Genomic DNA, 26,018 nt, shown 5'->3' with positions numbered 1-26,018 from the left:
AAGTCATTCAACCGAACGATCGGTCGGTAGGGGGTCCGATGACCGCAGGCACGGCAGAGACGACAGCGACACCGGCGATGACGGAGGCGACGACGCAGGCCGCCCTCGAAGCGGTGTTCGACGCCGCCGTCGCCGCCGACGAGCGCATCGAGCCCCGCGACTGGATGCCCGAGGCCTACCGCGCGGGCCTGGTCCGCCAGATCGCCCAGCACGCCCACTCCGAGATCATCGGCATGCAGCCCGAGGCCAACTGGATCACCCGCGCCCCCTCCCTGCGGCGCAAGGCCATCCTCATGGCCAAGGTCCAGGACGAGGCGGGCCACGGCCTCTACCTCTACAGCGCCGCCGAGACCCTCGGGACCAGCCGCGACGAGCTCCTCGACAAGCTCCACTCCGGCCGCCAGAAGTACTCGTCGATCTTCAACTACCCCACGCTGACCTGGGCCGACGTCGGCGCGATCGGCTGGCTGGTGGACGGCGCCGCCATCACCAACCAGGTCCCCCTCTGCCGCTGCTCCTACGGCCCGTACGCCCGCGCGATGGTCCGCGTCTGCAAGGAGGAGTCCTTCCACCAGCGCCAGGGGTACGAGGCCCTCCTCGCCCTCTCCCGCGGCACCGAGGCCCAGCACGCCATGGCCCAGGACGCCGTCGACCGCTGGTGGTGGCCCTCGCTGATGATGTTCGGCCCGCCGGACGACGAATCCACCCACTCCGCCCAGGCCATGGCGTGGAAGATCAAGCGCCACTCCAACGACGAGCTGCGCCAGCGCTTCGTCGACATCGCCGTCCCGCAGGCCGAATCCCTCGGCCTCACCCTCCCCGACCCCGACCTGAAGTGGAACGAGGAGCGCGGGCACTACGACTTCGGCCCCATCGACTGGGCCGAGTTCTGGGACGTCCTCAAGGGCAACGGCCCGTGCAACGAGCAGCGCCTCGCCAAGCGCCGCCAGGCACACGAGGACGGCGCCTGGGTCAGGGACGCCGCGGCGGCCTACGCCGCCAAGCACACCGCGACGCACACCGCGGCGCAGCACACGGACGGGGAGGCACGGGCATGACCACCGACGGATGGCCGCTGTGGGAGGTGTTCGTGCGCTCGCGCCGCGGACTGTCCCACACCCACGCCGGCAGCCTCCACGCCCCGGACGCCGAAATGGCCCTGCGCAACGCGCGCGACCTCTACACCCGCCGCAGCGAGGGCGTGTCGATCTGGGTCGTCCCCTCGGCCGACATCACCGCCTCCTCCCCCGACGAGAAGGACCCCTTCTTCGAACCCTCGGCGGACAAGCCCTACCGGCACCCCACCTTCTACGAGATCCCGGACGGGGTGAAGCACCTGTGAGCACCCGGCCCACCGCACCGGCCGCCGCCCCCGCCGCCCTCGCCCTGGGCGACGACGCCCTCGTCCTCGCCCAGCGCCTCGGCGAATGGGCGGGCAACGCGCCCGTCCTCGAAGAAGAGGTCGCCCTCGCCAACATCGCGCTCGACCTCCTCGGCCAGGCCCGCATCCTGCTCTCCCTCGTAGGCGACGAGGACGAGCTGGCCTACCTCCGCGAAGAGCGCGCCTTCCGCAACTGCCAGCTCGTCGAACAGCCCAACGGCGACTTCGCCCACACCATCGTCCGTCAGCTCTACTTCTCCACCTACCAGCGCCTCCTCTACGCCGCCCTCGCCACCGGCGAGAGCCCCCTCGCCGGCCTCGCCGCCAAGGCCGTCAAGGAGGTCGCCTACCACCAGGACCACGCCGAGCACTGGACCCTGCGCCTCGGCGACGGCACCGAGGAGAGCCACCGGCGCGCCCAGCACGCCTGCGACGCCCTCTGGCGCTACACCGGCGAACTGTTCCAGCCCCTCGACGGCCTCGGCCTGGACCCCACCGCCGTCGCCGCCCTGGAGAGCGACTGGCTCGACTCCGTCACCGCCGTCCTCCAGCGGGCCACCCTCACCGTCCCCACCGGCCCGCGCACCGGAGCCTGGAAGGCCGGAGCCGGCCGCGAGGGCCTGCACACCGAATCCTTCGGCCGGATGCTCGCCGAGATGCAGCACCTGCACCGCAGCCACCCGGGGGCGACATGGTGACCGCCGCCCCCACCGCCCTCGAAGCCGAGCTGGCCCGCGTCGCCGGCGCCGTCCCCGACCCCGAGCTGCCCGTCCTCACCCTCGCCGAACTCGGCGTCGTCCGAGGCGTCCACGTCCTCGGCCCCGGCCGCGTGCAGGTCAAGCTCACCCCCACCTACACCGGCTGCCCGGCGATCGAGGCGATGTCCGCCGACATCGAACACGCCCTCCACACCCACGGAATGCCCGACGTCACCGTCGTCACCGTCCTCAGCCCCGCCTGGTCCACCGACGACATCACCGACGAAGGCCGCCGCAAACTCACCGAGTTCGGCATCGCCCCGCCCCGCCCCCAAGGCCCCGGCGGCAGCGGCCCCGTCCCCCTCACCCTCGCGATCCGCTGCCCGAACTGCGGCTCCGCCGACACCGAGCTCCTCAGCCGCTTCTCCTCCACCGCCTGCAAGGCCCTCCGCCGCTGCACCGCCTGCCGCGAACCGTTCGACCACTTCAAGGAGTTGTAGATGCAGTCCTCAAAGACCGGACGGGCCGGCTTCCACCCGCTCCGGGTCAGCGAGGTCGAGCAGCTCACGGACGACTCCGTGGCCGTCACCTTCGCCGTCCCGCCCGAGCTGCGCGAGCACTACCGCCACACCCCCGGCCAGCACCTCGCGCTGCGCCGCAGCGGCGCCGACGGCCAGGAGATCCGCCGCACCTACTCCATCTGCGCCCCCGCCGCCCCCGAAGGCGAGCCCCCCGTCCTCCGCGTCGGCATCCGCCTCGTCGAAGGCGGCGCGTTCTCCACCTACGCCCTCAAGGAGCTCGCCGCCGGCGACACCGTCGAGGTCATGGAGCCCATGGGCCGCTTCGTCCTCGCCCCGCGCCCCGGACACTTCGCCGCCGTCGTCGGCGGCAGCGGCATCACCCCGGTCCTGTCCATGGCCGCGACCCTGCTCGCCCGGCAGCCCCAGGCCACGTTCTGCCTCGTGCGCAGCGACCGCACCGCCGCCTCCACGATGTTCCTCGACGAGGTCGCCGACCTCAAGGACCGCTACCCCGACCGCTTCCAGCTCGTCACCGTCCTCTCCCGCGAGGAACAGCAGTCCGGACTCCCCTCCGGCCGGCTCGACCACGAGCGGCTCACCACCCTGCTGCCCGCCCTGCTCCCCGTCACCGGCATCGACGGCTGGTTCCTCTGCGGCCCCTACGGCCTGATCCAGGGCGCCGAGCGGGCCCTGCGCGAGCTCGGCGTCGACCGCGGCCGCGTCCACCAGGAGATCTTCCACGTCGACGACGGCACCGCCCCCGCCCCGGCCGCCCCGGCGGACGCCCCCGCGCACGCCCGGCTGACCGCCACCCTGCACGGCCGCTCCGGCGACTGGCCCGTCCAGCGCGGCGAGTCGCTCCTGGAGACCGTGCTGCGCGCCCGGGCGGACGCCCCGTACGCCTGCAAGGGCGGCGTGTGCGGCACCTGCCGCGCCTTCCTCGTCTCCGGCGAGGTCCGCATGGACCGCAACTTCGCCCTGGAGCCCGAGGAGACCGAGGCCGGATACGTCCTGGCCTGCCAGTCCCACCCGGCGACCCCCGAGGTGGAACTCGACTTCGACCGCTGACCGGCCGGGCAGGCCGAGCCCGCCCATTCCCTTCCGGTAGAACCTGTTCTATCTTGACGATCCGTCAGATCACAGGGCCGGAAGGGACAGGGCAGTGGACTTCACCTTCACCGAAGAACAGCACGCAGCCGTCGAGGCGGCCCGCGCCGTCTTCTCCGACGTCGCACCCGACGCCGTACCCAGCCCCGCCCTCACCCCCGGCGCGGTCGCCGACAGCCACGACCAGCCCCTCTGGGCCCGACTCGCCACCGCCGACCTCCTCGGCCTCCTCCTCGACCCCGCACACGGCGGCGCCGGACTCGACGCCATAGCCCTCTGCCTGGTCCTCCGCGAATCCGCCCGCGTCCTCGCCCGCGTCCCCCTGCTGGAAACCACCGCGGTCGCCCTCACCATCCAGCGGTACGCCCCCGCCGACACCGCCGCCGCACTGCTCCCCCAGGTCACCCGCGGCGCACTCGTCCTCACCGCGGCAGCCCACGGCGACACCGGCCACGACCCGGCCCCCCTCGCCGTCACCGCACACCACGACACCACCGGCTGGACCCTCGACGGCCACACCGGCCACGTCCCCTGGGCCCACCACGCCGACCGCATCGCCGTCCCCGCGCACACCCCCGACGGCCGCACCGTCCTCGCCCTGATCCCCCGCACCCACCAGGGCCTCGACCTCACCGACCAGTACGGCACCCACGGCGAACTCCTCGCCGACCTCCACCTCGACGGCGTCCGCCTCGGCCCCGCCGACGTCATCGACACCGAGGGCGCCTGGGAACACCTCCGCGACCACCTCGCCACCGGAACCTGCGCCCTCGCCCTCGGCCTCGGCGAACAGGTCCTCACGATGACCAGCCAGTACACCGGCAAGAGGGAACAGTTCGGCCACCCCGTGGCCACCTTCCAGGCCGTCGCCGTCCAGGCCGCCGACCGCTACATCGACCTACGCGCCATGGAGGCCACCCTCTGGCAGGCCGCCTGGCGCCTCACCACCGACGCCGGCGGACCGCTGCCCACCGGCGGGGACATCGCCGTCGCCAAGATCTGGGCCTCCGAAGGCGTACGCCGCGTCGTCCAGACCGCCCAGCACCTCCACGGCGGCTTCGGCGCCGACACCGACTACCCCCTGCACCGCTTCCACGCCTGGGCCAAACACCTCGAACTCGTCCTCGGCCCCGCGGCGGCCCACGAGGAGGAACTGGGCGACCTCATCGCCGCCCACCCCCTCGCCTGACCTACAGCACGTACGCGGGGCTCCCGCCGTCCGCGACCATCGGGCGCCCCGCACCCTCCCAGGCCAGCATCCCGCCGTCCACGTTCACCGCGTCGATGCCCTGCTGCACCAGATACTGCGTGACCTGCGCCGAACGGCCACCCACCCGGCACATCACGAACGCCCGCCGCCCCTCGGCCACGGCCTCCGTCACCTCACCGAAGCGCGCCACGAAACCGCTCATCGGCACGTGCAGCGCACCCTCGACATGACCGGCCGCCCACTCGTCGTCCTCACGGACGTCCAGCACCAGGGCATCGGCCGGCACGGAGGCGGCGTCCACCGACGGCAGCGGGGCGAAATTCATGGAACAGGCCTTCCTTCTCACACAGCGGGGGCACCCGACGGAAGCGGACGCCGAACCATCGAAACCTACTGCACCGGCCCCGCCAGCAGGGCGAGCTCCGCCTCACGCTCCGACACCTGCGCCAGCAGCTGCTCGGCGATCTCCTCCAGCAGCCGGTCCGGATCGTCCGGGGCCATCCGCAGCATCGCCCCGATCGCACTGTCCTCCAGCTCCCGGGCAGCCGACGACAGCATCTCCTTACGGTCCGCCAGCCACTCCAGCCGCGCGTACAGCTCCTCGCTCTCGCTGAGCCGCTGCTCCGCCACCGGCCCCGCCGCCCACTCCTCGGACAACTCCCGCAGCAGCGCCTCGTCCCCACGGGCGTAGGCCGCGTTCACCCGCGTGATGAACTCCTCGCGCCGCCGCCGCTCGCCCTCCTCCCGGGCCAGGTCCGGATGCGCCTGCCGCGCCAGCTCCCGGTACAGCTTGCGCACCTCGTCGGACGGCCGCACCCGCTTCGGCGGCTGGACCGGCCGGTCCGTCAGCATCGCCGCCGCCTCCGCCGAGAGCCCGTCGGAGTCCACCCAGTCGTGGAACAGCTCCTCGACACCCGGCATCGGCATGACCGCGGCCCGCGCCTCCCGCGCCCGCCGCAGATCCTCCGGATCACCGCTCCGCGCCGCCCGCGCCTCCGCGATCCGCGCGTCCAGCTCGTCGAGCCGCGCGTACATCGGACCGAGCCGCTGGTGGTGCAGCCGGGAGAAGTTCTCCACCTCGACCCGGAAGGTCTCGACGGCGATCTCGAACTCGATCAGCGCCTGCTCGGCCACCCGAACAGCCTGCTCCAACCGAGCCTCGGGCCGCTCATCCCCGGACCCGCCACCCACGCCCTGGTCCACGCTCACGTCCACGCCCGTCCACGTCCTCGTTCCGGCTCGACCCACCAAGCCTACGGTCCTCCCGGGGAGGGGGGCTCCCCCTCCCTCCCCCTCCCCCCACCCCGCCCATCAGCCCCCACCCCACCCCACCCCACCTCACACCACCCGCCCCGCCCCACCCAGCCCCACCGCGAAGGCAGAACGTCAGACGCCCAGCTCCGCCGCTATGCGCCCGGTGCGGATCGCCGACAGCAGGTCCTCGTGGTCCGCGGTGGTGCGGTCCGCGTAGGTGACGGCGAAGGCCGCGACGGCCTCGTCGAGCTCTTCGTTCTTGCCGCAGTAGCCGGCGATCAGCCGCGGGTCCGCGCTGTGGGCGTGGGCCCGGGCGAGCAGGGCGCCGGTCATGCGCCCGTAGTCGTCGACCTGCTCGGCGGTCAGGGCGCCCGGGTCCACGCTGCCCTTGCGGTTACGGAACTGGCGCACCTGGTACGGCCGCCCCTCCACGGTCGTCCAGCCGAGCAGGATGTCGCTCACGACCTGCATCCGCTTCTGCCCCAGCACCACCCGCCGGCCCTCGTGGGCCTCGTCCGGGACGGTGAAGCCGGCCGCCGGAAGGTACGGCAGCAGCGCCGAGGGGCGGGCCTCCTTGACCTGGAGGACCAGCGGCTCGCCCCGGTGGTCGAGGAGCAGCACCACGTAGGACCGGGTGCCGACGCTGCCGGTGCCGACCACGCGGAAGGCCACGTCATGGACCGCGTACCGCGCGAGGAGCGGCAGCCGGTCCTCGGAGACGGTCTCCACGTACTCGCCGAGGGCCGCGGCCACCGCCGCCGCCTCCCGGTCCGGGACCCGGCGCAGCACGGGCGGCGCGTCGACGAAGCGTCTGCCGCCGCCCTCCTCGTCGGGGACGGCCTCGGTGGAGCGGGTGGCGAACCGGGCGCTGGTGTTGTTGCGGGCCTTCGCCGAGACCCGCTCCAGGGTGCCTATGAGGTCGCGGGCGTCGGTGTGGGAGACGAGCTCTTCGTCCGCTATGGCGTTCCAGGCGTCGAGCGCGGGGAGCCGGGCCAGCAGGCGCATGGTGCGGCGGTAGGCGCCGACGGTGTCGAAGGCGGCGGCCCGGCACATCTCCTCGTCGGCGCCCACCTCGCGCCCGGCGAGCACGAGGGAGGTGGCGAGCCGCTTGAGGTCCCACTCCCAGGGGCCCACGACGGTCTCGTCGAAGTCGTTGAGGTCGATGACGAGGCGTCCTCGGGCGTCGCCGTAGAGGCCGAAGTTGGCGGCGTGCGCGTCCCCGCAGAGCTGGGCGGCTATGCCGGTGACGGGGGTGCCGACGAGGTCGTGGGCCATGAGCCCGGCGGAGCCGCGCAGGAAGGCGAAGGGGCTGGCCGCCATCCTGCCCACCCGTATCGGTGCGAGCGCCGCGACCCGCCCCCGGCTGGACTCCTCCACGGCGGCGACGGCGTCGGGGCGTCCGGCGGCGAGGACGAGCGTGCTGTGGGAGGCCCGGGGGACGCCGGTCCGCAGCTCCTTGCCACGCTCTTTGGCGGAGGCCGCGGGGGCGGCGGAGGCGGCTCCGCCGGTCCCGGCTTCGGGGCGCCGGGCGAATCCGGGCACGTGCGGGATGCGTCCCGCGCCGTGCGTCGTGCGTGCGCGCTGCCCCGGAACCGCTGTCCTGATCTCGTCCATGGGACGGCCTCCCCCGACTCTCGCCTGCCTGGCTGCCAACATCAACTTCGTCGACTGGGCACGACGGTACAGCCGGGGCCACCAGGCCGTCTTCCCCTGTGGATAACGCCCTGTGGACAACTCTTCACCCCCGACATCGGAGGACACGACAACACCGTTCCGGCCGCGCCCAGGCGCCCTTGCCCCCTCGGCTCACGGGTCCGGTCAGACCACTACGGCCTCCTCCATCTCCTCCTCCGACTCCTCCGCCGACTTCTCCGCCGACTTCTCCGCCGACTTCTCCGCCTCTTCCCTCGTCGCCTTCTCCTGCTCCCGCCCGCTCGCCCGCCCCGCGGGGGTCTGGCCGGCACCTGTCGACATCGCGCGCCGGGCCTCGGTCCGGGCGGCGAGGGCCGTGAGGAGGACGCCGGCGAGGAACCAGAGGGCGAGGACGAGGACGTCGCGGCCGAGGCCCTGGCCGTCGAGGTAGACGTGGCCCCGGACGCCCTCGACGAAGCCGGCGCCGTTCCAGAAGGCGTGGAGCGAGCCGAAGAGACCGGGCTGGAGCTCGGGGCGGAAGATGCCGCCGGAGCTGGTGAAGTTGAGCATCACGAACAGGACCATCACGCCGAGTGTGGTCCAGCGCTTGAGGTAGGTGTGCAGGCCGATGCCGATCAGGAGGATGCCCGCGCTGTACAGCCAGGCCAGGGCCCACACTCCGGCGAGTCCTTGGTCGACGAGGTGGAATAGCGGGCCGGCGAAGAGCGCGCCGATGAGGCTGACGACGAGGGAGGTCGCGGCGGCGAGCAGGGCCCGGATCCGCATGGGCAGGACGGCTCCGGCGCCGCCGATGACGGCGACGGAGGCGTACGAGCCGATGCTGAGGGCGACGAGCAGGAAGAAGACGCCCTGCCCGGTGGGGTCGCCGGACGAGACGGGGACGACGTCGGTGACCTTCAGGGGTGCGCCCTGGGCGGCGGCGACCTTGGTGAAGACCTTCTCGACGGCCTTGGCGCTGGTGTCGGAGGAGGCGGAGGCGACGAGGAGTTCGGGGCCTGCGGCCTGGGCGCCGGGGTGCCCGTCGCCGGGGAGGTAGGCGCCGAAGCTGGACCTGTCGCGGAGGTGGGCGGTGGCGGTGGCGCGGTCGGGGACGGTGCGGACGTCGAGGGCGCCGGCGCCCTGGTCGTGGAGGGTCTGGGCGAGGACCTGGGCGCGCGGTCCGGAGCCGACGACGTCGACGCGCAGGTCGTGGGGTGCGGGGGCGTGGAAGGCACCCAGGTAGGCGAGGCCCATGCCGAGGCACATCAGCAGGGGGGTGAGCAGATGCCCGAGGACGTGGCGCAACGCTCCCTTGGTGGTCGTTCCCGCGGACACGAAACCTCCATGGTTGGCTTTTACAACTAAATAACTGTTGTACTATACAACTGAAAGATCGGGCCGGGCCACGGGGGTCCACGGCGACAGGGAACACACATGAGCGACGGCGCGCGGGACACCGCCCTCGACACCATCGAACGGGAGCTGACCGCCTTCGCCCGCCGGGCGCGGGCCGCGGCGGCCCGCCTCCACCCGGAGCTGCCGCTGGTCTCCTACACGCTCCTCGCCCACATCGACAACCAGCAGGGCTGCCGGGCCACGGACCTCGCCGCGCACTACCTGCTGGACAAGTCGACGGTCAGCCGCCAGGTCGGCACGCTGGAGAAGCTGGGCCTGGTCGAGCGGCGCCCCGATCCGGACGACCACCGGGTCCAGGTGCTCCACCCCACCGAGAAGGGCACCGGGCTCCTCTCCTCCACCCTTGCCAGCCGCCAGGCGGTCTTCGAGGAGCGCCTCAAGGACTGGTCGGCCGAGGACCTCTCCCGCTTCGCCGCCTACCTCCTCCGCTACAACGCGGCGGGCGCCCCGGGCTTCCCGGGCACCGAGGGCTGAGTCAGAGGCCCGCGTCCCGGGCCAGCAGGGCCGCCTGGACCCGGTTCTCGCAGCCCAGCTTGGCCAGGATGCGGCTCACGTACGTCTTCACCGTCGCCTCGCTCATGTGCAGCCGTCGGCCCGCGTCCGCGTTGGACAGACCCTCGCCCAACAGGGCCAGCACCTCCCGCTCCCGTTCGCTGAGCGCCGTGAGCCGGGTCCGTGCCTGCTCCGCCCGTGACGCCTCCCGCCCGGAGGCCAGCTGCTCGACCACGTGGCGGGTCGCGGCGGGGGAGAGATACGCGTCCCCCGCCGCCGCGGCCCGCACGGCGCGGATGAGCTCGGCCGGCGCGGTGTCCTTGAGCAGGAAACCCGCGCCGCCGTGCTCCAGGGCCCGCAGGACGTTGTCCCGCTCGCCGAACGTCGTCAGCACGATGACCCGTGTCGACGGCGCCGCCCGGCGCAGCTCCGGCAGGGCGGAGAGCCCGTCGAGGACCGGCATCTGGATGTCGAGCAGCAGGACGTCGGCGGCGTGCGCCCGGGCCAGGTCGACCGCCTCCCGGCCGTTCGCCGCCTCGGCGACGACCTCGATCTCCGGGTCCGAGGTGAGGATCATCCTGATCCCTGCCCTGATCAGGGGTTCGTCATCGGCGATCACGATCCTGATCTGCTGGCGCCCTGCCACAGCCACTCCCCAACGGCTCGCGCCCCGACTCCCGCGTCGGCGCCGCGCCGGTCCCGTCTAGCGCACGACCTCGTACGACTTCTTCTCGATCAGCTTGCCGTCCTTGAAGCAGAACCGGAAAACAGGCTCGCTCTGCGAGCTCTCCCCGGTCTCCGAGCTCATCAGCACCAGGCACGAGGAACCCTCCGGCTCCTTGGGGCCCTTGCCGTGCAGACCGGTGGTGGCGATGGTGTCACCCGAAGGAAGCCGCTCGCGGACCTCCTGCTCGCTCTGCCCGACCTTGACGGCGTCGTACGCGCCCGGCCCGATCATCCCGTCCTGCATCGAACCCATCAGGAAGTAGAGGCCGAAGGCGCCCGCCACCAGCAGCAGCACCAGGGACGCGAAGGCGATCCCGCACCCGATCGCTATCCCTCCGCCCGTGCTCCTGCCCCTGCCCGCGCGCATCGCCATCGCCCACTCCCGTTCGGTCACCGTCCAGTCGGGCTTTCCGACCGCGGTCCGCCCACCGTCCCGCGGGCGGAGCCGTCGTGACTGCTGCCGGAAGTCGTCGGCCGCGTCGACGAAAGGATCGGCGGGAACGCCGCCCGGCGGGACCCCGTGCGCCGTGGCGCCCAGGTGGAGGGCCGCCGTCACCGGGTCCGGCTCGACGTACGGGGTAGCCTCGACCGCCCCGTACGGCAGGACGCCCGCGACGCGGAAGCCGCCGCCGTCCGCCGGGCCCGCGTGGACGATGCCGCCGACCAGCCGGGCCCGCTCGTGCAGCCCGGTGAGGCCCTGTCCGCCGCTGACGACGTCGGTCGGCTCGGCCGTCGCCCGCTCGTTGAGGACCTCGACGACGAACGCGTCCGGCTCGTAGCGCACTTCGACGCAGATGGCAGCCCCCGGCGCGTACTTGTACGCGTTCGTCAGGCCCTCCTGGACGATCCTGTACGCGGCGTGGTCGACGGCCGGTGCCAGCGGCCGGGTCTCGCCGTGCCGGGCCAGCTCGATGGCGGTCCCGGCCGAACGGGCCGCGGCCACCAGCCCCTCGATGCCCGCGGTGCCGCGCGCCGCCCGGCCCGTCTCGTCCCCGGGCCGCGTCAGCGCGACGCCCCCGCCCTCGTCGGGTGCCTCCACCCCGTCCCGCAGGATGCCGACGACCTCGCGCAGCTCGTGCATGGCGTCCACCGACGCGTTCCGCAGGACGCCGACGACCTCGCGCTGGCGGTCGGTCAGGTTCGGGTCGACCTCCAGGGCGCCCGTGTGCACCGATATCAGGGCGAGTTGGTGGCCCAGGCTGTCGTGCATGTCCTGCGCGATGCGCTGCCGCTCGCGCAGCCGCGCCTGCCCGGCGACCATCGCCCGCTCCCTGATCAGCTGCGCGTTGCGCTGCTGCAGGGCGTGCAGCAGGGTGCGCCGCTGGGTCCAGTAACGGTGCGCGAGGCCCGGGGCGAGCGTGGTCGCGAAGAAGTAGAGCGTGGTGATGAAGGAGAGCGTGAGGATCATGCGCTCGTCCCACGCCTCGACGACCGTGCCCGCCACGTTCAGCACGTACGCCGTGGTGAACGCGGCCAGGGCCCGCCCCGCGCCCGCGATGTAGCGGCCCGCGGACCAGCCGATGAGGATCAGCAGCGCGAGGAGTCCGGGCACGAAGGGCGCGAGGAGCGACGTGACGACGAGGACGGTCGCGGGCAGCCTGCGGCGCAGCAGCGACAACGCGGCGGAGCCCAGGGCGACTCCGGCGAGCCCCCAGCCCTCGCCGGCCTGGAGCACGTCCTGCGTACCGGCGGCCAGCAGGCCCATCACGAGGGCGAGGATCACTTCGCCGGCGGTCCTGCGGCGCGACCAGTCGCCGGGCGACACGAACCATCGCCAGGCGGCGCCGGGCCACGTGCTGATCTTCGGAGGAGCTTCCACGTCCGCACGATAGGCGGCCCGCTCGTCCGCCCGCCGTCCTCTTTCGTCGCGCCCCGCACCGACGAACGTCGTTGCCCGAGCGGCCCCCGGCGGGCCCGTACCCCGACCCCGTACCCCGACCTCGGACCCCGTACCCGGACCGACCGGCAGCGGCGCCGATCCCCGGTACCAGCCCAGACCCCGACCACAACACGCGGAAGCCCCGCAGGTCTTTCGACCTGCGGGGCTTCCGTCTGGTGCGCGAGGGGGGAGTTGAACCCCCACGCCCTTTCGGGCACTGGAACCTGAATCCAGCGCGTCTGCCTATTCCGCCACCCGCGCATTGGGTGGTCTCCGAGCTTCTTGGCTTTTCGGCCCGTCCGCCTGGCGACATCTGAAGATTAGCACGTCGGAGGCGGTGGATTCACATCCGTTGTTTCGGGCCCGCCTGGGATGACGAGGAGTGGGGAGGAAGGGCAGCGGGAGGAGGAAGGACGGGAGAAAGGACAGCGGGAGGAAGGGCAGCGGGAGGAAGGGGGCAGTGACAGTGGACACGGCGTGATGGAGGAAGGTGGAGGAATGCGAAGGAAGGTGAAGGAAGGCGAAGGAGGACGGGCCGAGTCCCGGGGTCGTGACGGACGGGTGGGCGACGAGTGACGCACGGGGCCCTCCTGCTCCGGCGCCGGGTGCGGGACACTGTCCACAGGGCGCCTCTACGATCCGTGGGGACGGCCCGCCGAAAGGTCCGCGAAGAAGGTCGTCGAGGGTCTGCGGAAGGTCTGTGAGGGGTGACACTCGTCCACAGGGCAGAGAAGGGGAACCAGCCGATTTCCCGACGCGTGGATACGATCAGTAAGCAGTACCAGGACGACAACGACGGAGGAGGTGCCCCATGGGAGTCCTGAAGAGGTTCGAGCAGCGACTCGAAGGTCTGGTCAACGGCACCTTCGCCAAGGTCTTCAAGTCCGAGGTCCAGCCCGTCGAGATCGCCGGCGCGCTCCAGCGCGAGTGCGACAACAACGCGACGATCTGGAACCGCGAGCGGACCGTCGTCCCCAACGACTTCATCGTGGAGCTGAGCGCGCCGGACTACGAGCGCCTCAGCCCCTACTCGGGTCAGCTCGGCGACGAGCTCGCCGGTCTGGTCCGGGACTACGCCAAGCAGCAGCGGTACACCTTCATGGGCCCGATCAAGGTCCACCTGGAGAAGGCCGACGACCTCGACACCGGTCTGTACCGGGTGCGCAGCCGTACGCTCGCGTCTAGTTCGTCACAGTCCCCGCAGGGCCAGCAGGCGCCGCAGCAGCCGCAGCAGCCGCAGCAGCCGCAGCACCAGCAGTCGGCCCGCGGCGGCTACGGCTATCCGCAGGGCGGTTCGCCGGCCAGCGCTCCGCCGATGCCCGCGGCCCCGCCGCCGGGTGCCCCCGCGATGCCCGGCCACCGTCCGACGGCTCCGGCCGCGGCCCGGCCCGGCGGGCCGGGGCCCGCCTCCCCGGCGGGCGGCCAGGTGCGCCGCTGGATCGAGATCAACGGCACCCGTCATCAGATTTCCCGCCCGACTCTGGTCCTCGGCCGCAGCACCGACGCGGACGTGCGGATCGACGATCCCGGCGTCTCCCGCCGGCACTGCGAGATCCGGACCGGAACGCCCTCGACGATCCAGGATCTCGGGTCCACCAACGGCATCGTGGTGGACGGGCAGCACACCACCCGCGCTACGCTCCGCGACGGCTCGCGGATCGTCGTGGGCAGCACCACCATCGTTTACCGGCAAGCCGAAGGGTGAAGCGGGGGCAATGTCAGAGCTGACCCTGACGGTCATGCGGTTGGGTTTCCTGGCCGTTCTGTGGCTGTTCGTGATCGTGGCCGTCCAGGTCATCCGCAGTGACCTGTTCGGCACGCGGGTCACCCAACGCGGCTCGCGCCGCCAGGAGGCGCGCCCGCAGCAGACCGCGCGCCAGGCGGCGCCCCCGCAGCAGCGCGGCCAGCAGGCCGCGGCCGGCGGCGGTGGCGGCGGGCGGCAGCGCCGCGGCGCCCCGACGAAACTCGTCGTCTCCGAGGGCACCCTCACCGGCACGACGGTCGCCCTGCAGGGCCAGACCATCACGCTGGGCCGGGCCCACGACTCGACGATCGTGCTGGACGACGACTACGCGTCCAGCCGGCACGCCAGGATCTACCCGGACCGGGACGGCCAGTGGATCGTCGAGGATCTCGGGTCCACGAACGGCACGTATCTCGACCGGACCCGTCTCACCACCGCGACGCCGATTCCGCTGGGCGCGCCGATCCGGATCGGCAAGACCGTCATCGAGCTTCGGAAGTAGTGCTACGTCATGATTGAGCGCGAGCGGAGCGAGCGCCCCGGGACGGTCCCCACGAAGGGCCGCCGCCGGGAGCGCGTGGCAGCCCGGGCAGCGGGCCGGGGCGGTTACGTGCTCCCGACCGGAGGGTGGGCAGTGTGGCTCGAGACCGACGGCACCCCGATGCGGCACCGACAGGGCAGGTGGGCATGAGTCTGTCTCTGCGGTTCGCCGCGGGCTCGCACAAGGGCATGATCCGCGAGGGCAACGAGGACTCCGGTTACGCGGGTCCGCGACTGCTCGCGATCGCCGACGGCATGGGCGGTCAGGCCGCCGGTGAGGTCGCCTCGTCCGAGGTGATCTCGACGCTGGTGACGCTGGACGACGACGTCCCCGGTTCGGACATCCTCACCTCGCTCGGCACGGCGGTGCAGCGCGCCAACGACCAGCTCCGGATGATGGTCGACGAGGACCCGCAGCTGGAGGGCATGGGCACGACGCTCACGGCCCTGCTGTGGACGGGGCAGCGCCTCGGTCTGGTGCACGTGGGCGACTCGCGCGCCTATCTGCTGCGCGACGGGGTGCTGACGCAGATCACGCAGGACCACACCTGGGTGCAGCGGCTCGTCGACGAGGGCCGGATCACCGAGGAGGAGGCGACGACGCATCCGCAGCGTTCGCTGCTGATGCGGGCGCTGGGCAGCGGCGACCATGTGGAGCCCGACCTCTCGATCCGCGAGGTACGGGCCGGGGACCGCTATCTGGTCTGCTCGGACGGCCTGTCGGGCGTGGTGTCGCACCAGACGCTGGAGGAGACCCTCGCCAGCTACCAGGGCCCGCAGGAGACGGTGCAGGAGCTGATCCAGCTCGCGCTGCGCGGCGGCGGCCCGGACAACATCACGGTGATCGTCGCGGACGTCCTGGACGTCGACGGCGGCGACACCCTCGCCGGTCATCTGAGCGACACCCCCGTGATCGTGGGCGCGGTCGCCGAGAACCAGGCGCAGTTGAACGACGGCGGTGCGATGCACACGCCCGCGGGCCGGGCCTCCGGGCTGGGCCGGCCGGCGCCGCACCAGCAGCCGCCGGCCGGCGGTTTCGGTCCGCCCGGCAGCGGTGACGACCACGGCTACGGGGGGATGCCTCCGCAGGGCTCCTTCGGCGCGTACGGGGACGACGACTTCGAGAAGCCCCGGTCCGCGGGCCGGGTGTGGCTGAAGCGCTCGTTCCTGCTGGTGCTGGCGCTCGCCGTGGTCGGCGGCGCGCTGTACGGCGGGTGGCGCTGGACGCAGACCCAGTACTTCGTGGGCTCGAAGGACGAGCACGTGGCGCTGTACCGGGGCATCAGCCAGGACCTGGCGTGGGTGAAGCTCTCCGAGGTCGAGAAGGACCACCCCGAGATCGAACTCAAGTACCTGCCGGAGTACCAGCGCAAGCAGGTCGAGGACACCATCGCCGGTGGCGGCCTCGACAAGGCGCAGACGAAGATCACCGAGCTCGCCGCGCAGGCCTCGGCCTGCAAGAAGTCGGACGAGCGCCGCAAGGCCGCTGCCGCCGCCGCGGACAAGGCGAGCACGCCGCCGCCCGCGGACGGCACCGCCTCGCCGAACGCCAAGCCGACCACAGCCGCACCGTCCCCGGGTCCGACCCTGACCGCGGAAGAGCAGAAGCTGGCCTCGAACTGCGGCAAGCAGTAGGCAGACCCGTAGGGGGCCTTTCACCACATGAGCGTTGTCACCAACACGACCACGATCGGCGCCATCGAGGCGCCGAGCCGGCGGAACACCGAGCTGGCGCTGCTGGCGTTCGCCGTCGCCATCCCGGTCTTCGCGTATCTGAACGTCGGTCTGGCGATCGACGGCAAGGTGCCGCCGGGCATGCTCGGCTACGGGGCGGGGCTGGCCCTGCTCGCGGGCGTCGCGCACCTCGTGGTGCGCAAGTTCGCGCCGTACGCCGACCCGCTGCTGCTGCCGCTGGGCACGCTGCTCAACGGGCTGGGGCTGGTGCTGATCTGGCGGCTGGACCAGTCGCCCCGGCTGATCCAGCGGGCGACGAGCGCGTACGGCTCGTTCAGTCCGGACGCGCCGAAGCAGATGCTGTACTCGGCGATCGGCATCGCCATGTTCGTGGGCGTGCTGCTGGTGCTGAAGGACCACCGGGTGCTGCAGCGCTACACGTACATCTCGATGGTGGCGGCGCTGGTGCTGCTGCTGCTGCCGCTGGTGCCGGGGCTCGGTTCGGACGTCTTCGGCGCGAAGATCTGGATCAACGTCGCGGGTTTCTCGATCCAGCCCGGTGAGTTCGCGAAGCTGGTCCTGGCCGTGTTCTTCTCCGGCTATCTGATGGTGAAGCGGGACGCGCTGGCGCTGGCGAGCCGCCGGTTCATGGGGCTGTACCTGCCGCGCGGGCGCGACCTGGGCCCGATCGTGACGATCTGGGCGGTCAGCCTGCTGATCCTGGTCTTCGAGAACGACCTGGGCACCTCGCTGCTGTTCTTCGGCATGTTCGTGATCATGCTGTACGTGGCGACGGAGCGGACGAGCTGGATCGTCATCGGTCTGCTGATGTCGGCGGGCGGCGCGGTGGTCGTGGGGTCGACGGCGAGCCACGTGCAGTCGCGTGTGGCGGCGTGGCTCGACCCGTTCGAGTGCCTGAAGACGGCCGCCGAGGGCTCCAACATGGCAAACGCCTGCGACCAGATGACGCAGGTGCTGATGTCCTTCGGCTCCGGCGGCATCCTCGGCACCGGGATCGGCCAGGGCAATTCGGACCTGATCGGCTTCGCCGCGAACTCGGACTTCATCTTCGCCACGGTCGGCGAGGAGCTGGGCCTGGCCGGCGTCATGGTCTTCCTGCTGCTGTACGGCCTGATCATCGAGCGGGGTGTACGCACCGCCCTGGCGGCCCGCGACCCCTTCGGCAAGCTCCTGGCGATGGGCCTGTCCGGCGCGTTCGCGCTGCAGGTCTTCGTGGTCGCCGGCGGTGTGATGGGCCTCATCCCGCTGACCGGTATGACGATGCCGTTCCTGGCGTACGGCGGTTCGTCCGTGATCGCCAACTGGGCGCTGATCGGTGTGCTGATCCGGATCAGCGACACCGCGCGGCGGCCCGCGCCCTCCCCCGCCCCGAACCCCGACGCCGAGATGACGCAGGTGGTCCGTCCGTGAACAAGCCGCTGCGCCGTGTCGCGATCTTCTGCGGACTGCTGATCTTCGCCCTGCTGGTGCGGGACAACTGGCTCCAGTTCGTCCGCGCGGACGAGCTCAACGCGAACCCGAAGAACAAGCGGGTCCAGATCGAGCGCTACTCCAACGAGCGGGGCAACATCATCGTCGACGGCAAGCCGATCACCGGCTCCGTCGACTCGGGCGACAACTTCTACGCGTACAAGCGGACGTACATCGACGGCCCGATGTGGGCGCCGGTGACGGGGTACGCCTCGCAGGCCTTCGACGCCAACCAGCTGGAGAAGATCGAGGACGGCATCCTCACCGGCAACGACGACCGGCTGTTCTTCGACAGGACGCTGTCGATGTTCACAGGGCAGAAGAAGAAGGGCGGCGACGTCGTCACCACCCTGAACGGGGCCGCGCAGAAGGCCGCGTTCAACGGGCTCGGCAACAAGACGGGCGCGGTCGTGGCGATCGAGCCGTCGACCGGCAAGATCCTGGCGCTGGCGTCCACCCCCTCGTACGACCCGGGTTCCTTCGCCGGCTACCACGACAAGGACGCCAAGGCGTGGCAGGCGCTGGAGAAGGACAAGAACAAGCCCAAGCTGAACCGGGCGCTGCGTGAGATCTACCCGCCCGGCTCCGTCTTCAAGGTCGTCACGGCCGCGGCGGCGCTGGAGAGCGGCAAGGTCACGGACATCAACGCGGCGACGGACACCCCCGAGGGCTGGAAGATCCCGCTGTCGACGATGCCGATGAAGAACCAGCACGGCGGCTGCGCGAACGCGAGCCTGAACGAGGCGCTGCGGATCTCCTGCAACTCGGTCTTCGCGAAGCTGGGCGACGACGTGGGCCGGGACAAGATGCTGGAGACGGCGGAGAAGTTCGGCTTCAACGCCGAGCAGTTCACGCCGGTGCGTTCGGCGGCGTCGGTGTACGACAAGAACGCCGACCGCGGTGGCAACGCGCTGTCGTCGATCGGCCAGTTCAACACGGCGACGACGCCGCTGCAGATGGCGATGGTGACGGCGGCGATCGCCAACGACGGCAAGCTGATGAAGCCGTACATGATCGACCAGCTGACCGCGCCGAACCTGGACATCATCAAGAAGACCGAGCCGGAGGAGATGAGCCGGCCGCTGTCGCAGAAGAACGCGCAGCTCATCCAGCAGATGATGGAGAACGTCGTCGAGAAGGGCACCGGTGGCAACGCCGCCGTGGGCATGGACGGCGTGAAGGTCGGCGGCAAGACGGGTACGGCGCAGCACGGCGAGAAGAACGCGAAGCGCCCGTACGCGTGGTTCATCTCGTACGCGAGGACGGCGCAGGGTTCTCCGGTCGCGGTCGCGGTGATCGTCGAGGACTCGCAGGGCACCGACCGCGGTGACATCTCCGGTGGCGGCCTGGCCGCGCCGATCGCCAAGGCCGTGATGAAGGCGGTGCTGAAGAGCAAGAGCTGAGCCGGTGGCGGGGTCCGGGGCCGCATACCGGTCGGGTATCAGGTGGCGGCCGACGGACGAAGCGCCGTCCCGCGGCCGGTAGCGTATGCGCGAACAGCACACACCGCCGGACCACACACGGGTGCGGTCGGGACAGACGGAGAGGGCTGGAGTAGCTATGGAAGAGCCGCGTCGCCTCGGCGGCCGGTACGAGCTGGGCTCGGTGCTCGGCCGTGGTGGCATGGCCGAGGTGTACCTCGCGCACGACACCCGGCTCGGCCGCACCGTGGCCGTGAAGACGCTGCGGGCGGATCTCGCCCGTGATCCGTCCTTCCAGGCCCGGTTCCGCCGGGAGGCCCAGTCCGCCGCCTCGCTCAACCACCCGGCGATCGTCGCGGTCTACGACACCGGCGAGGACTACGTCGACGGTGTCTCCATCCCGTACATCGTGATGGAGTACGTGGACGGCTCGACGCTGCGTGAGCTGCTCCACTCCGGGCGCAAGCTGCTGCCCGAGCGCACGCTGGAGATGACCGTCGGCATCCTCCAAGCGCTGGAGTACTCGCACCGCGCCGGGATCGTGCACCGCGACATCAAGCCGGCGAACGTGATGCTGACCCGTACCGGTCAGGTCAAGGTCATGGACTTCGGCATCGCGCGCGCCATGGGCGACTCGGGCATGACCATGACCCAGACGTCCGCGGTGATCGGCACGGCCCAGTACCTCTCCCCGGAGCAGGCCAAGGGCGAGCAGGTCGACGCCCGCTCCGACCTGTACTCCACGGGCTGCCTGCTGTACGAGCTGCTGACGGTCCGGCCGCCGTTCATCGGCGACTCGCCGGTCGCCGTCGCGTACCAGCACGTGCGGGAGGAGCCGCAGCCGCCGAGCGTGTTCGATCCCGAGATCACGCCCGAGATGGACGCCATCGTCCTGAAGGCGCTGGTCAAGGACCCCGACTACCGCTACCAGTCCGCGGACGAGATGCGGGCCGACATCGAGGCGTGCCTCGACGGGCAGCCGGTCGCGGCGAGCGTCGCGATGGGCGCGGCCGGGTACGGGGGCGGCTACGGCGGCTACCCGGAGGACCAGCCGACGACGGCGCTGCGCCAGGCGGACCCGGCGGGCCAGACGACGATGCTGCCCCCGGTGAACGGGGACGACGGCGGCTACGGCGGGTACGACGACCGTCCGGACCGGCGGCGGCAGAAGAAGTCGAACACCTCGACGATCCTGCTGATCCTGGCGGGTCTGCTGGTGCTGGTGGGCGCGATCTTCGTCGGTGTCTCGATCTTCGACAAGAAGGAAGGCGCCCAGCAGGTGCCGGTGCCGCAGTTCGTCGGCAAGACGCTGAAGGAAGCGGAGGGCCTGGCGGTCAACGCGCAGGTGAAGGTCGCGCAGACCGGCACCGAGCGCTGTGACCAGCCGAAGGGCGCGATCTGCTCGCAGACGCCGGCGTACGACCCGACGGCGAAGATGAACATGAACGAGACGATCTCCGTGGTCGTCTCGGAGGGCGCGCCGCAGATCGAGGTCCCGGACGTCGTCGAGCAGTCGCAGGCACGCGCCGAGGACACCCTGCGCGGCAAGGGCTTCCAGGTCGTGGTGAAGACCGAGGAGTCCGACGAGGAGCCGGGCAAGGTCCTGAGCCAGAACCCCAAGGGCGGCTCCCAGGCGGAGAAGGACTCCAAGGTCACGATCACGGTGGCGAAGAAGCAGAAGTCGCAGCTTCCGGACGTCACCAGCCGTACGTACGACGTGGCGGTGCAGCAGCTCCAGGTGCTGGGCTTCACGAACGTGTCCCGGCAGGACGTGGACTCGGACCAGCCCGCGGGCACGGTCATCAGCCAGAGCCCGAACGGGAACACGAACCAGTCCAAGGACGTGCAGGTCGTGCTGAAGGTCTCCAAGGGCCCGCAGCAGAACACGCAGCCCGTCCCGCCGATCGTCGGCATGACGATCGACCAGGCGCGGGCGACGCTGACGGCGCTCGGCTACCAGCTGGGGAACGTGGACGGTCCGGCGAGCGGCGACGCCCGCATCAAGGAGCAGGACCCGACGCCCGGCACGCAGGGCCAGCCGAACCAGTCGGTCAACGTGAAGACGGAGAAGGACGGCGGCGGGGGCTGGTTCGGCTAGGACCCCGCGCGGTACGTGAGTAAGCCCCGGCATCCTGGATGCCGGGGCTTACGTCGTCGTGGGGCGGCGGGTCTGGGACCTGTGGACGACAGGTCCTAGTTGAGTTCGGGGGGCGGGGTGCGCTTCGCGTCGACCTTCTCGGTGCGCTCCAGTTCGCCCCAGACGATGTAGCGGTAGTCCGAGGTGTACATCGGGGTGCAGGTCGTGAGGGTGATGTAGCGGCCGGGCCGGGTCTTGCCGGACTCCTTGGGGACCGGCTGGAGGACGTCCACGTTGTACTTCGTGGTCTCCGGGAGCGTCTTGTAGACCTTGTAGACGTACCAGGTGTCCTTGGACTCGAAGACGATCGAGTCGCCGTTCTTCAACTTGTGGATGTTGTGGAATTTGGCGCCGTGGCCGTCGCGGTGGGCGGCGAGCGTGAAGTTGCCCTGCTTGTCCTGCGGCAGGGCCGACTTGATGGGGTCGGTGTAGTAGCCGGCGACGCCGTTGTTGAGGACGCCGCTGCCGGTGCCCTTCTTCACGAGGACCTCGCCGTTGCCCATGGCGGGGACGTGCAGGAAGCCGATGCCGTCCTTGGTGTCGAGCGCGCCGGGGCCGCTGTCGGCCCAGTGGTCGCGGACCTGGTCGCCGTCCTTGTCGGCGGCGCGGTCGGCGATCACGTTGGTCCACCACAGCGAGTAGACGACGAAGAGGCCGAGGACCAGGCCCGCGGTGATGAGGAGTTCGCCGAAGACGCTGATGATCCCGGCGATCCGGTTGCGCGCACGTGCCACTAGGTCGTCCCGTCGAAAGTGGGTGGTCTCGTGGGGATCAGCCTACGAGCGCGGGCGGCTTCCCCTTGCTGCGCGGGCGTTCGTCGACCAGCTTTCCCCAGACGATCATGCGGTACGTGCTCGTGAACTCGGGCGTGCACGTGGTCAGGGTGATGTAGCGGCCCGGTCCGGTGAATCCGGAGCCCTTCGGGACGGGTTCGATCACCGAGACGTTCGACGGGGAGGTCTGCGGCAGGATGCTCGCCATCGCGTACGTGTAGTAGGCGTCGCGGGTCTCGACGACGATCGGGTCGCCGGGCTTGAGCTGGTTGATGTAGCGGAACGGCTCGCCATGGGTGTTGCGGTGGCCGGCGACGGCGAAGTTGCCCTGCTTGTCGCCGGGCATCGCGGTCTTCAGCTTGCCCTCGCCGTAGTGGCCGACGAGGCCCTTGTCGAGGACCTTGGTCTTGCTGATGCCCTCGGCGATCGGGGCGACGACGTCCAGCTTGGGGATGTACATGATGGCGAAGCCCTGGCCGGGTTCGAAGGCGTCGGGCGTGCCGTCGCCGCCCGAGCCCTGCGACCAGGAGTTCTCGATCTGCTCCTTGGCCTTGTCGGTCTGCTGGCCGGCCCGGACGTTCGTCCACCACAGCTGGTAGGTGACGAAGAGCAGCATGACGACGCCGAAGGTGATGAAGAGTTCGCCGACGGCGCGGCTCAGGACGACGCCGACGCTGTCCTTGGCGGCGCGGGCGGCGCGCCGGGCCTCGACGCGGGAGAGCGGGGCGGCGGGCTCGCGCGGCCCGGCGGGGCCGGTGGCGGCGGTGCCCGCGGTGGCGGGCCCGGGGGCGCCGCGGCCCTTGCGGCGGGCGGCGCGCCGGCGCTCGGCCCGGCCGGGGCCGGGGAGCGGCGCGGTGCCGTCGGGGGCGGGTACCGGGGCGCCGGGGGCGGTCCCGGGCTCCTCGAAGACGGGCGTCCCGTAGACCGGCGTGTCGTGCACGGGCCGCGCGGTGGCCCGGCGCCCGGACCCGGGCCGGGGCGCGGGAGTCGGCTCGGGCGCGGCCTGCGGCTCGTACGGCGTCGGCGCGGGCCGCGGCTCGTACGGGGCCCGCGCGGGTGCCTCGTAGGCGGCCTGGGCGGGCTGGGCGGGCTGCTCGTAGCCGGCGGCCGGCGCGGGCGTCTCGTACGGGGCCGGCGCGGGCGTCTCGTAGGCGGCCGGCGCGGGTGGCGTGTACGGGGCCGTGTAGGCGCCCTGGTAGCCCTCCTGGGGCGGCTGGGGGTGCTGGGGGGCCTGGTAGCCCTCCGGGCCCGGTATCGGCGCGTAGGCGCCCGTCCCGGCCTCGTACGCGGGCGGCGGGGGCCCCGCCGGGTATCCGGCCTGGGGCGGCACGTCCCCGGGCTCCTGGGGGCGCGGCTCGCCCTCCGGCACGTCCGTCGCCCGGAACCATGGCGACCCGCTCGTCACGCGACGGCCTTGCCCACCACCGGCGCGAGGCCCGCCGACCGCGCGACGGCCCCCTTGTCGCCGCACTGCTCCAGCCAGTTGGCGAGCATCAGGTGGCCGTGCTCGGTGAGCACCGACTCCGGGTGGAACTGAACGCCCTCGACGGGCAGTTCGCGGTGGCGCAGCCCCATGATGATGCCGTCCTCGGTGCGCGCGGTGACCTCGAGCTCGGCCGGCAGGGCGGCGGGCTCGGCGGCCAGCGAGTGGTAGCGGGTGGCGGTGAACGGCGAGGGCAGCCCGGCGAAGACGCCCTTGCCCTCGTGGCTGACCGGGGAGGTCTTGCCGTGCAGCAGCTCGGGGGCGCGGTCGACGACCCCGCCGTAGGCGACGGCCATCGACTGCATCCCGAGGCAGACGCCGAAGACCGGCACGCCGGTGGCGGCGCAGTGGCGGACCATGTCGACGCAGACGCCGGCCTGCTCGGGCGCGCCGGGACCGGGCGACAGCAGCACGCCGTCGAAGCCGTCCTGGGCGTGGCTCAGCTCCACCTCGTCGTTGCGCAGCACCTCGCACTCGGCGCCGAGCTGGTACAGGTACTGAACGAGGTTGAAGACGAAGCTGTCGTAGTTGTCGACGACGAGAATTCGCGCGCTCACTGGCCGTCCACCGTCACATCGTTGAACGGAAGCAGCGGCTCCGCCCAGGGGAACACGTACTGGAAGAGGACGTAGACGACCGCGAGGACGAGCACGACCGAGATCAGCGCCCTTATCCATGCGTTGCCCGGCAGATGCCGCCAGATCCATCCGTACATGACGTCCGCCGCCCCTTCCGTTCGTTACGGGGACCAGAGTACGGGGCGCGGGGGCGCTGGGGGGTCAGCTGTCCAAAGCCTGTGGACGACCGTCGGAGACGGGCTGGGTGGCGTCCAGGTGGGCCCACACGACGAGGCGGTGGCTGCTGCCCCACTCGGGGTCGCAGGTGGTGAGGGTGAGGTAGCGGCCGGGCCCGTCGAAGCCGGACTTGCGGGGCACCGGGTCGATGACGCCGACGTCGGTGGGGACGGTCCGGTAGGGGGCGCGGTCGATCCGGTAGGTGTACCAGGTGGTGCCGTCGGTGAGGACGACGGCGTCGCCGCGGCGCAGCCGGGGGAAGTCCTTGAAGGGGTCGCCGTAGGTGCGCCGGTGGCCGGCGACGGCGAAGTTGCCGGTGGAGCCGAGGCGGGCGGTGCCGGTGTAGTGGCCGAGGCCCTTCTTGAGGTCGCCGGTGGCGGTGCCCTCCAGGACGGGCCACTCCCAGTCGGCGCCGAGTCGGGGCACGTACATGACGGCGAAGCCCTTGCCCGGGGTGTACGGCTTCGGGGGCGCCGCCGCGCGCGGGGCGCCGGCGGAGTCCCCCGGGGGTGCGGCGGCCGCCGGGCGGTCGACCCATTCGCGCTGGAGGGTGTCGAGCTGGCCGGCGGTGGCGCTGCCGGCCTGGACGCCGGTCCAGTACAGGACGTAGACGACGAAGAGGACGATCAGGGCGCCGACGGTGACGCAGAGCTCGCTGAGGGTCCGTACAGCCAGCCGCAGGGCCCGTCCGCCGGGCGGCGGTCCGGCCGCGGGCCGCACCCTCGTTCCCGCCGTCACGGGCACCCCGGCCCCCTCCCGGTCGGCGGACCGGTCAGCTCACCGGCTTCGCGTAGTGGAGGTCCACTGTGCCCGAGTAGCCGGGAAGAGTCACCGCCTTGTGCTCGTCGACTTTCCAGCCGAGGCCGTAGGCCTTCACGTACAGCTGGTAGTTCTGGAGGGCCGGCGAGTCGGCGAGGGCCTTGCTCAGGGTGCCCCGGTCACCGACGGCGGTGATCTTGTAGGGCGGCGAGTAGACGCGGCCCTGGAGGATCAGGGTGTTGCCGACGCAGCGGACGGCGCTGGTGGAGATCAGCCGCTGGTCCATGACCTTGATGCCCTTGGCGCCGCCCTGCCACAGGGCGTTGACGACGGCCTGGAGGTCCTGCTGGTGGATGACCAGGTCGTTGGCCTGCGGCTCGGGGTAGCCGGGGGCGGCCTGGGCGTTCGGCGGGGCGTCGTCGAGGGTGACGGTGAGGCCGGGCCCGGCGGTCTCGGCGGTGCCGGCGCCCGCCTCCAGGGCGCGCAGCCGCTCGTCCTGCGCCCGGGTGGAGCCGTCGTCGCGGGCGGCGAGGGCGTCGACCTGGCGGCGCAGGGCGGCGGTGGTCTCGTCGAGGCCCGCGTTCTTGTGGCTGCGCTGCTCGATCAGGTCCGAGAGCCGCAGGAGGGAGGCGTCGGTGCGCAGATTGGTGCCCTTGGCGGTGTTGAAGCTGGTGACGAAGATCAGTCCGGCGAGGGCGAAAACGGCAGCGGTGAGCACCCGGACGGGGCGCCACCTCGCGGTTCGGCCCGGCCCTGCGGGAGTGTCGGCGGAATTGCTCAACGTACCCTGATCCCCTTCGGTGCCGCGGAACCACTACGCTAACGGACGCCCGGGGGACGCAGCGGTCCTCCTGCGTCACATCCCGGCGCCAGCCACAGTTCCCTG

The 26,018-nt window shown here is 71.8% G+C and carries 25 protein-coding genes and 1 tRNA gene; 13 read left to right on the top strand and 13 right to left on the bottom strand.

The features are described 5' to 3' along the window. Positions 1 to 38: 38 nt before the first annotated feature. The 6 genes from paaA to ACZ6J5_RS25520 all read left to right on the top strand — a co-directional run bounded on the left by paaA (position 39) and on the right by ACZ6J5_RS25520 (position 4,896). A complete protein-coding gene (gene paaA / locus ACZ6J5_RS25545; protein WP_469395188.1) occupies positions 39 to 1,058 on the top strand; it encodes a 1,2-phenylacetyl-CoA epoxidase subunit PaaA in 1,020 nt (339 codons plus the stop codon). After that, on the top strand, positions 1,055 to 1,342 hold the full coding sequence (gene paaB / locus ACZ6J5_RS25540) for a 1,2-phenylacetyl-CoA epoxidase subunit PaaB (RefSeq protein ID WP_362467547.1): 288 nt from the start codon (positions 1,055 to 1,057) through the stop codon (positions 1,340 to 1,342). Before paaA ends, paaB begins: the two co-directional genes overlap by 4 nt. Beyond that, positions 1,339 to 2,079 (top strand): 1,2-phenylacetyl-CoA epoxidase subunit PaaC, encoded by a 741-nt coding sequence (paaC, locus tag ACZ6J5_RS25535; RefSeq protein ID WP_469395186.1) that lies wholly within the window; start codon positions 1,339 to 1,341, stop codon positions 2,077 to 2,079. The genes paaB and paaC overlap by 4 nt, the downstream gene beginning before the upstream one ends. Next, positions 2,073 to 2,579: a 1,2-phenylacetyl-CoA epoxidase subunit PaaD gene (gene paaD, locus ACZ6J5_RS25530; RefSeq protein ID WP_469395185.1), complete on the top strand. Its 507-nt coding sequence runs from the start codon at positions 2,073 to 2,075 to the stop codon at positions 2,577 to 2,579. Before paaC ends, paaD begins: the two co-directional genes overlap by 7 nt. Then, the gene (locus ACZ6J5_RS25525; RefSeq protein WP_469395183.1) at positions 2,580 to 3,668 is read left to right on the top strand and encodes a 2Fe-2S iron-sulfur cluster-binding protein; all 1,089 of its coding nucleotides are present in this window, start codon (positions 2,580 to 2,582) and stop codon (positions 3,666 to 3,668) included. A gap of 94 nt (positions 3,669 to 3,762) precedes the next feature. Beyond that, on the top strand, positions 3,763 to 4,896 hold the full coding sequence (locus ACZ6J5_RS25520) for an acyl-CoA dehydrogenase family protein (protein ID WP_469395181.1): 1,134 nt from the start codon (positions 3,763 to 3,765) through the stop codon (positions 4,894 to 4,896). A gap of 1 nt (position 4,897) precedes the next feature. Here the strand turns inward: ACZ6J5_RS25520 and ACZ6J5_RS25515 are convergent, their stop codons facing one another. The 4 genes from ACZ6J5_RS25515 to ACZ6J5_RS25500 all read right to left on the bottom strand — a co-directional run bounded on the left by ACZ6J5_RS25515 (position 4,898) and on the right by ACZ6J5_RS25500 (position 9,069). Continuing rightward, a complete protein-coding gene (locus ACZ6J5_RS25515; protein WP_362468076.1) occupies positions 4,898 to 5,242 on the bottom strand; it encodes a rhodanese-like domain-containing protein in 345 nt (114 codons plus the stop codon). A 65-nt stretch (positions 5,243 to 5,307) separates the two neighbouring features. After that, positions 5,308 to 6,132 carry a hypothetical protein gene (locus ACZ6J5_RS25510; protein WP_469395179.1) on the bottom strand — a complete coding sequence of 275 codons (825 nt, stop codon included), beginning with the start codon at positions 6,130 to 6,132 and terminating at the stop codon, positions 5,308 to 5,310. A gap of 171 nt (positions 6,133 to 6,303) precedes the next feature. Further along, positions 6,304 to 7,785 (bottom strand): DUF2252 domain-containing protein, encoded by a 1,482-nt coding sequence (locus ACZ6J5_RS25505; protein ID WP_469395177.1) that lies wholly within the window; start codon positions 7,783 to 7,785, stop codon positions 6,304 to 6,306. A 204-nt stretch (positions 7,786 to 7,989) separates the two neighbouring features. Then, positions 7,990 to 9,069, bottom strand: coding sequence for a hypothetical protein (locus ACZ6J5_RS25500; protein WP_469395240.1), 1,080 nt, complete (start codon positions 9,067 to 9,069; stop codon positions 7,990 to 7,992). Positions 9,070 to 9,237: 168 nt separating this feature from the next. Between ACZ6J5_RS25500 and ACZ6J5_RS25495 the strand changes: the two genes are divergently transcribed. Next, the gene (locus ACZ6J5_RS25495; protein ID WP_469395175.1) at positions 9,238 to 9,693 is read left to right on the top strand and encodes a MarR family winged helix-turn-helix transcriptional regulator; all 456 of its coding nucleotides are present in this window, start codon (positions 9,238 to 9,240) and stop codon (positions 9,691 to 9,693) included. A 1-nt stretch (position 9,694) separates the two neighbouring features. Here ACZ6J5_RS25495 and ACZ6J5_RS25490 read toward each other — a convergent pair whose 3' ends face one another. The 3 genes from ACZ6J5_RS25490 to ACZ6J5_RS25480 all read right to left on the bottom strand — a co-directional run bounded on the left by ACZ6J5_RS25490 (position 9,695) and on the right by ACZ6J5_RS25480 (position 12,577). After that, positions 9,695 to 10,357 carry a response regulator gene (locus tag ACZ6J5_RS25490; RefSeq protein WP_469395173.1) on the bottom strand — a complete coding sequence of 221 codons (663 nt, stop codon included), beginning with the start codon at positions 10,355 to 10,357 and terminating at the stop codon, positions 9,695 to 9,697. A gap of 57 nt (positions 10,358 to 10,414) precedes the next feature. Then, positions 10,415 to 12,256 (bottom strand): sensor histidine kinase, encoded by a 1,842-nt coding sequence (locus ACZ6J5_RS25485; protein ID WP_469395171.1) that lies wholly within the window; start codon positions 12,254 to 12,256, stop codon positions 10,415 to 10,417. Positions 12,257 to 12,490: 234 nt separating this feature from the next. After that, positions 12,491 to 12,577: transfer RNA gene (locus tag ACZ6J5_RS25480), tRNA-Leu, on the bottom strand. Positions 12,578 to 13,127: 550 nt separating this feature from the next. Here ACZ6J5_RS25480 and ACZ6J5_RS25475 point away from each other — a divergent pair. From ACZ6J5_RS25475 to pknB, 6 genes are all read left to right on the top strand, one after another. Next, positions 13,128 to 14,021 carry an FhaA domain-containing protein gene (locus ACZ6J5_RS25475; RefSeq protein ID WP_469395170.1) on the top strand — a complete coding sequence of 298 codons (894 nt, stop codon included), beginning with the start codon at positions 13,128 to 13,130 and terminating at the stop codon, positions 14,019 to 14,021. Between the two features lie 10 nt (positions 14,022 to 14,031). After that, complete coding sequence (locus tag ACZ6J5_RS25470) at positions 14,032 to 14,562, top strand: FHA domain-containing protein FhaB/FipA (protein WP_469395168.1); 531 nt, start codon at positions 14,032 to 14,034, stop codon at positions 14,560 to 14,562. Positions 14,563 to 14,747: 185 nt separating this feature from the next. Continuing rightward, positions 14,748 to 16,235 carry a Stp1/IreP family PP2C-type Ser/Thr phosphatase gene (locus ACZ6J5_RS25465; RefSeq protein ID WP_469395166.1) on the top strand — a complete coding sequence of 496 codons (1,488 nt, stop codon included), beginning with the start codon at positions 14,748 to 14,750 and terminating at the stop codon, positions 16,233 to 16,235. 27 nt (positions 16,236 to 16,262) lie between these two features. Continuing rightward, on the top strand, positions 16,263 to 17,705 hold the full coding sequence (locus ACZ6J5_RS25460; RefSeq protein WP_469395165.1) for an FtsW/RodA/SpoVE family cell cycle protein: 1,443 nt from the start codon (positions 16,263 to 16,265) through the stop codon (positions 17,703 to 17,705). Further along, positions 17,702 to 19,168 carry a peptidoglycan D,D-transpeptidase FtsI family protein gene (locus tag ACZ6J5_RS25455; protein WP_469395163.1) on the top strand — a complete coding sequence of 489 codons (1,467 nt, stop codon included), beginning with the start codon at positions 17,702 to 17,704 and terminating at the stop codon, positions 19,166 to 19,168. Before ACZ6J5_RS25460 ends, ACZ6J5_RS25455 begins: the two co-directional genes overlap by 4 nt. Positions 19,169 to 19,325: 157 nt before the next feature. Further along, positions 19,326 to 21,284 (top strand): Stk1 family PASTA domain-containing Ser/Thr kinase, encoded by a 1,959-nt coding sequence (gene pknB, locus ACZ6J5_RS25450; RefSeq protein WP_469395161.1) that lies wholly within the window; start codon positions 19,326 to 19,328, stop codon positions 21,282 to 21,284. A 95-nt stretch (positions 21,285 to 21,379) separates the two neighbouring features. On the opposite strand, the gene ACZ6J5_RS25445 is transcribed toward pknB, so the two are convergent. The 6 genes from ACZ6J5_RS25445 to ACZ6J5_RS25420 form a co-directional block, all read right to left on the bottom strand. Next, positions 21,380 to 22,057: a class E sortase gene (locus ACZ6J5_RS25445; RefSeq protein ID WP_469395160.1), complete on the bottom strand. Its 678-nt coding sequence runs from the start codon at positions 22,055 to 22,057 to the stop codon at positions 21,380 to 21,382. A gap of 37 nt (positions 22,058 to 22,094) precedes the next feature. Beyond that, positions 22,095 to 23,501: a class E sortase gene (locus tag ACZ6J5_RS25440; protein WP_469395158.1), complete on the bottom strand. Its 1,407-nt coding sequence runs from the start codon at positions 23,499 to 23,501 to the stop codon at positions 22,095 to 22,097. Then, positions 23,498 to 24,136 carry an aminodeoxychorismate/anthranilate synthase component II gene (locus tag ACZ6J5_RS25435; protein ID WP_469395156.1) on the bottom strand — a complete coding sequence of 213 codons (639 nt, stop codon included), beginning with the start codon at positions 24,134 to 24,136 and terminating at the stop codon, positions 23,498 to 23,500. The genes ACZ6J5_RS25440 and ACZ6J5_RS25435 overlap by 4 nt, the downstream gene beginning before the upstream one ends. After that, a complete protein-coding gene (locus tag ACZ6J5_RS25430) occupies positions 24,133 to 24,294 on the bottom strand; it encodes a hypothetical protein (protein ID WP_469395154.1) in 162 nt (53 codons plus the stop codon). Before ACZ6J5_RS25430 ends, ACZ6J5_RS25435 begins: the two co-directional genes overlap by 4 nt. Positions 24,295 to 24,358: 64 nt before the next feature. Beyond that, entirely contained in the window at positions 24,359 to 25,111 is a 753-nt protein-coding gene (locus ACZ6J5_RS25425; RefSeq protein ID WP_469395152.1) for a class E sortase, read from the bottom strand. A gap of 34 nt (positions 25,112 to 25,145) precedes the next feature. Then, entirely contained in the window at positions 25,146 to 25,913 is a 768-nt protein-coding gene (locus tag ACZ6J5_RS25420; RefSeq protein ID WP_469395150.1) for a DUF881 domain-containing protein, read from the bottom strand. Positions 25,914 to 26,018: the final 105 nt, after the last annotated feature.

This window comes from Streptomyces sp. NPDC042100, assembly GCF_055582325.1.
This window is presented reverse-complemented; position numbering and strand designations above follow the sequence as displayed.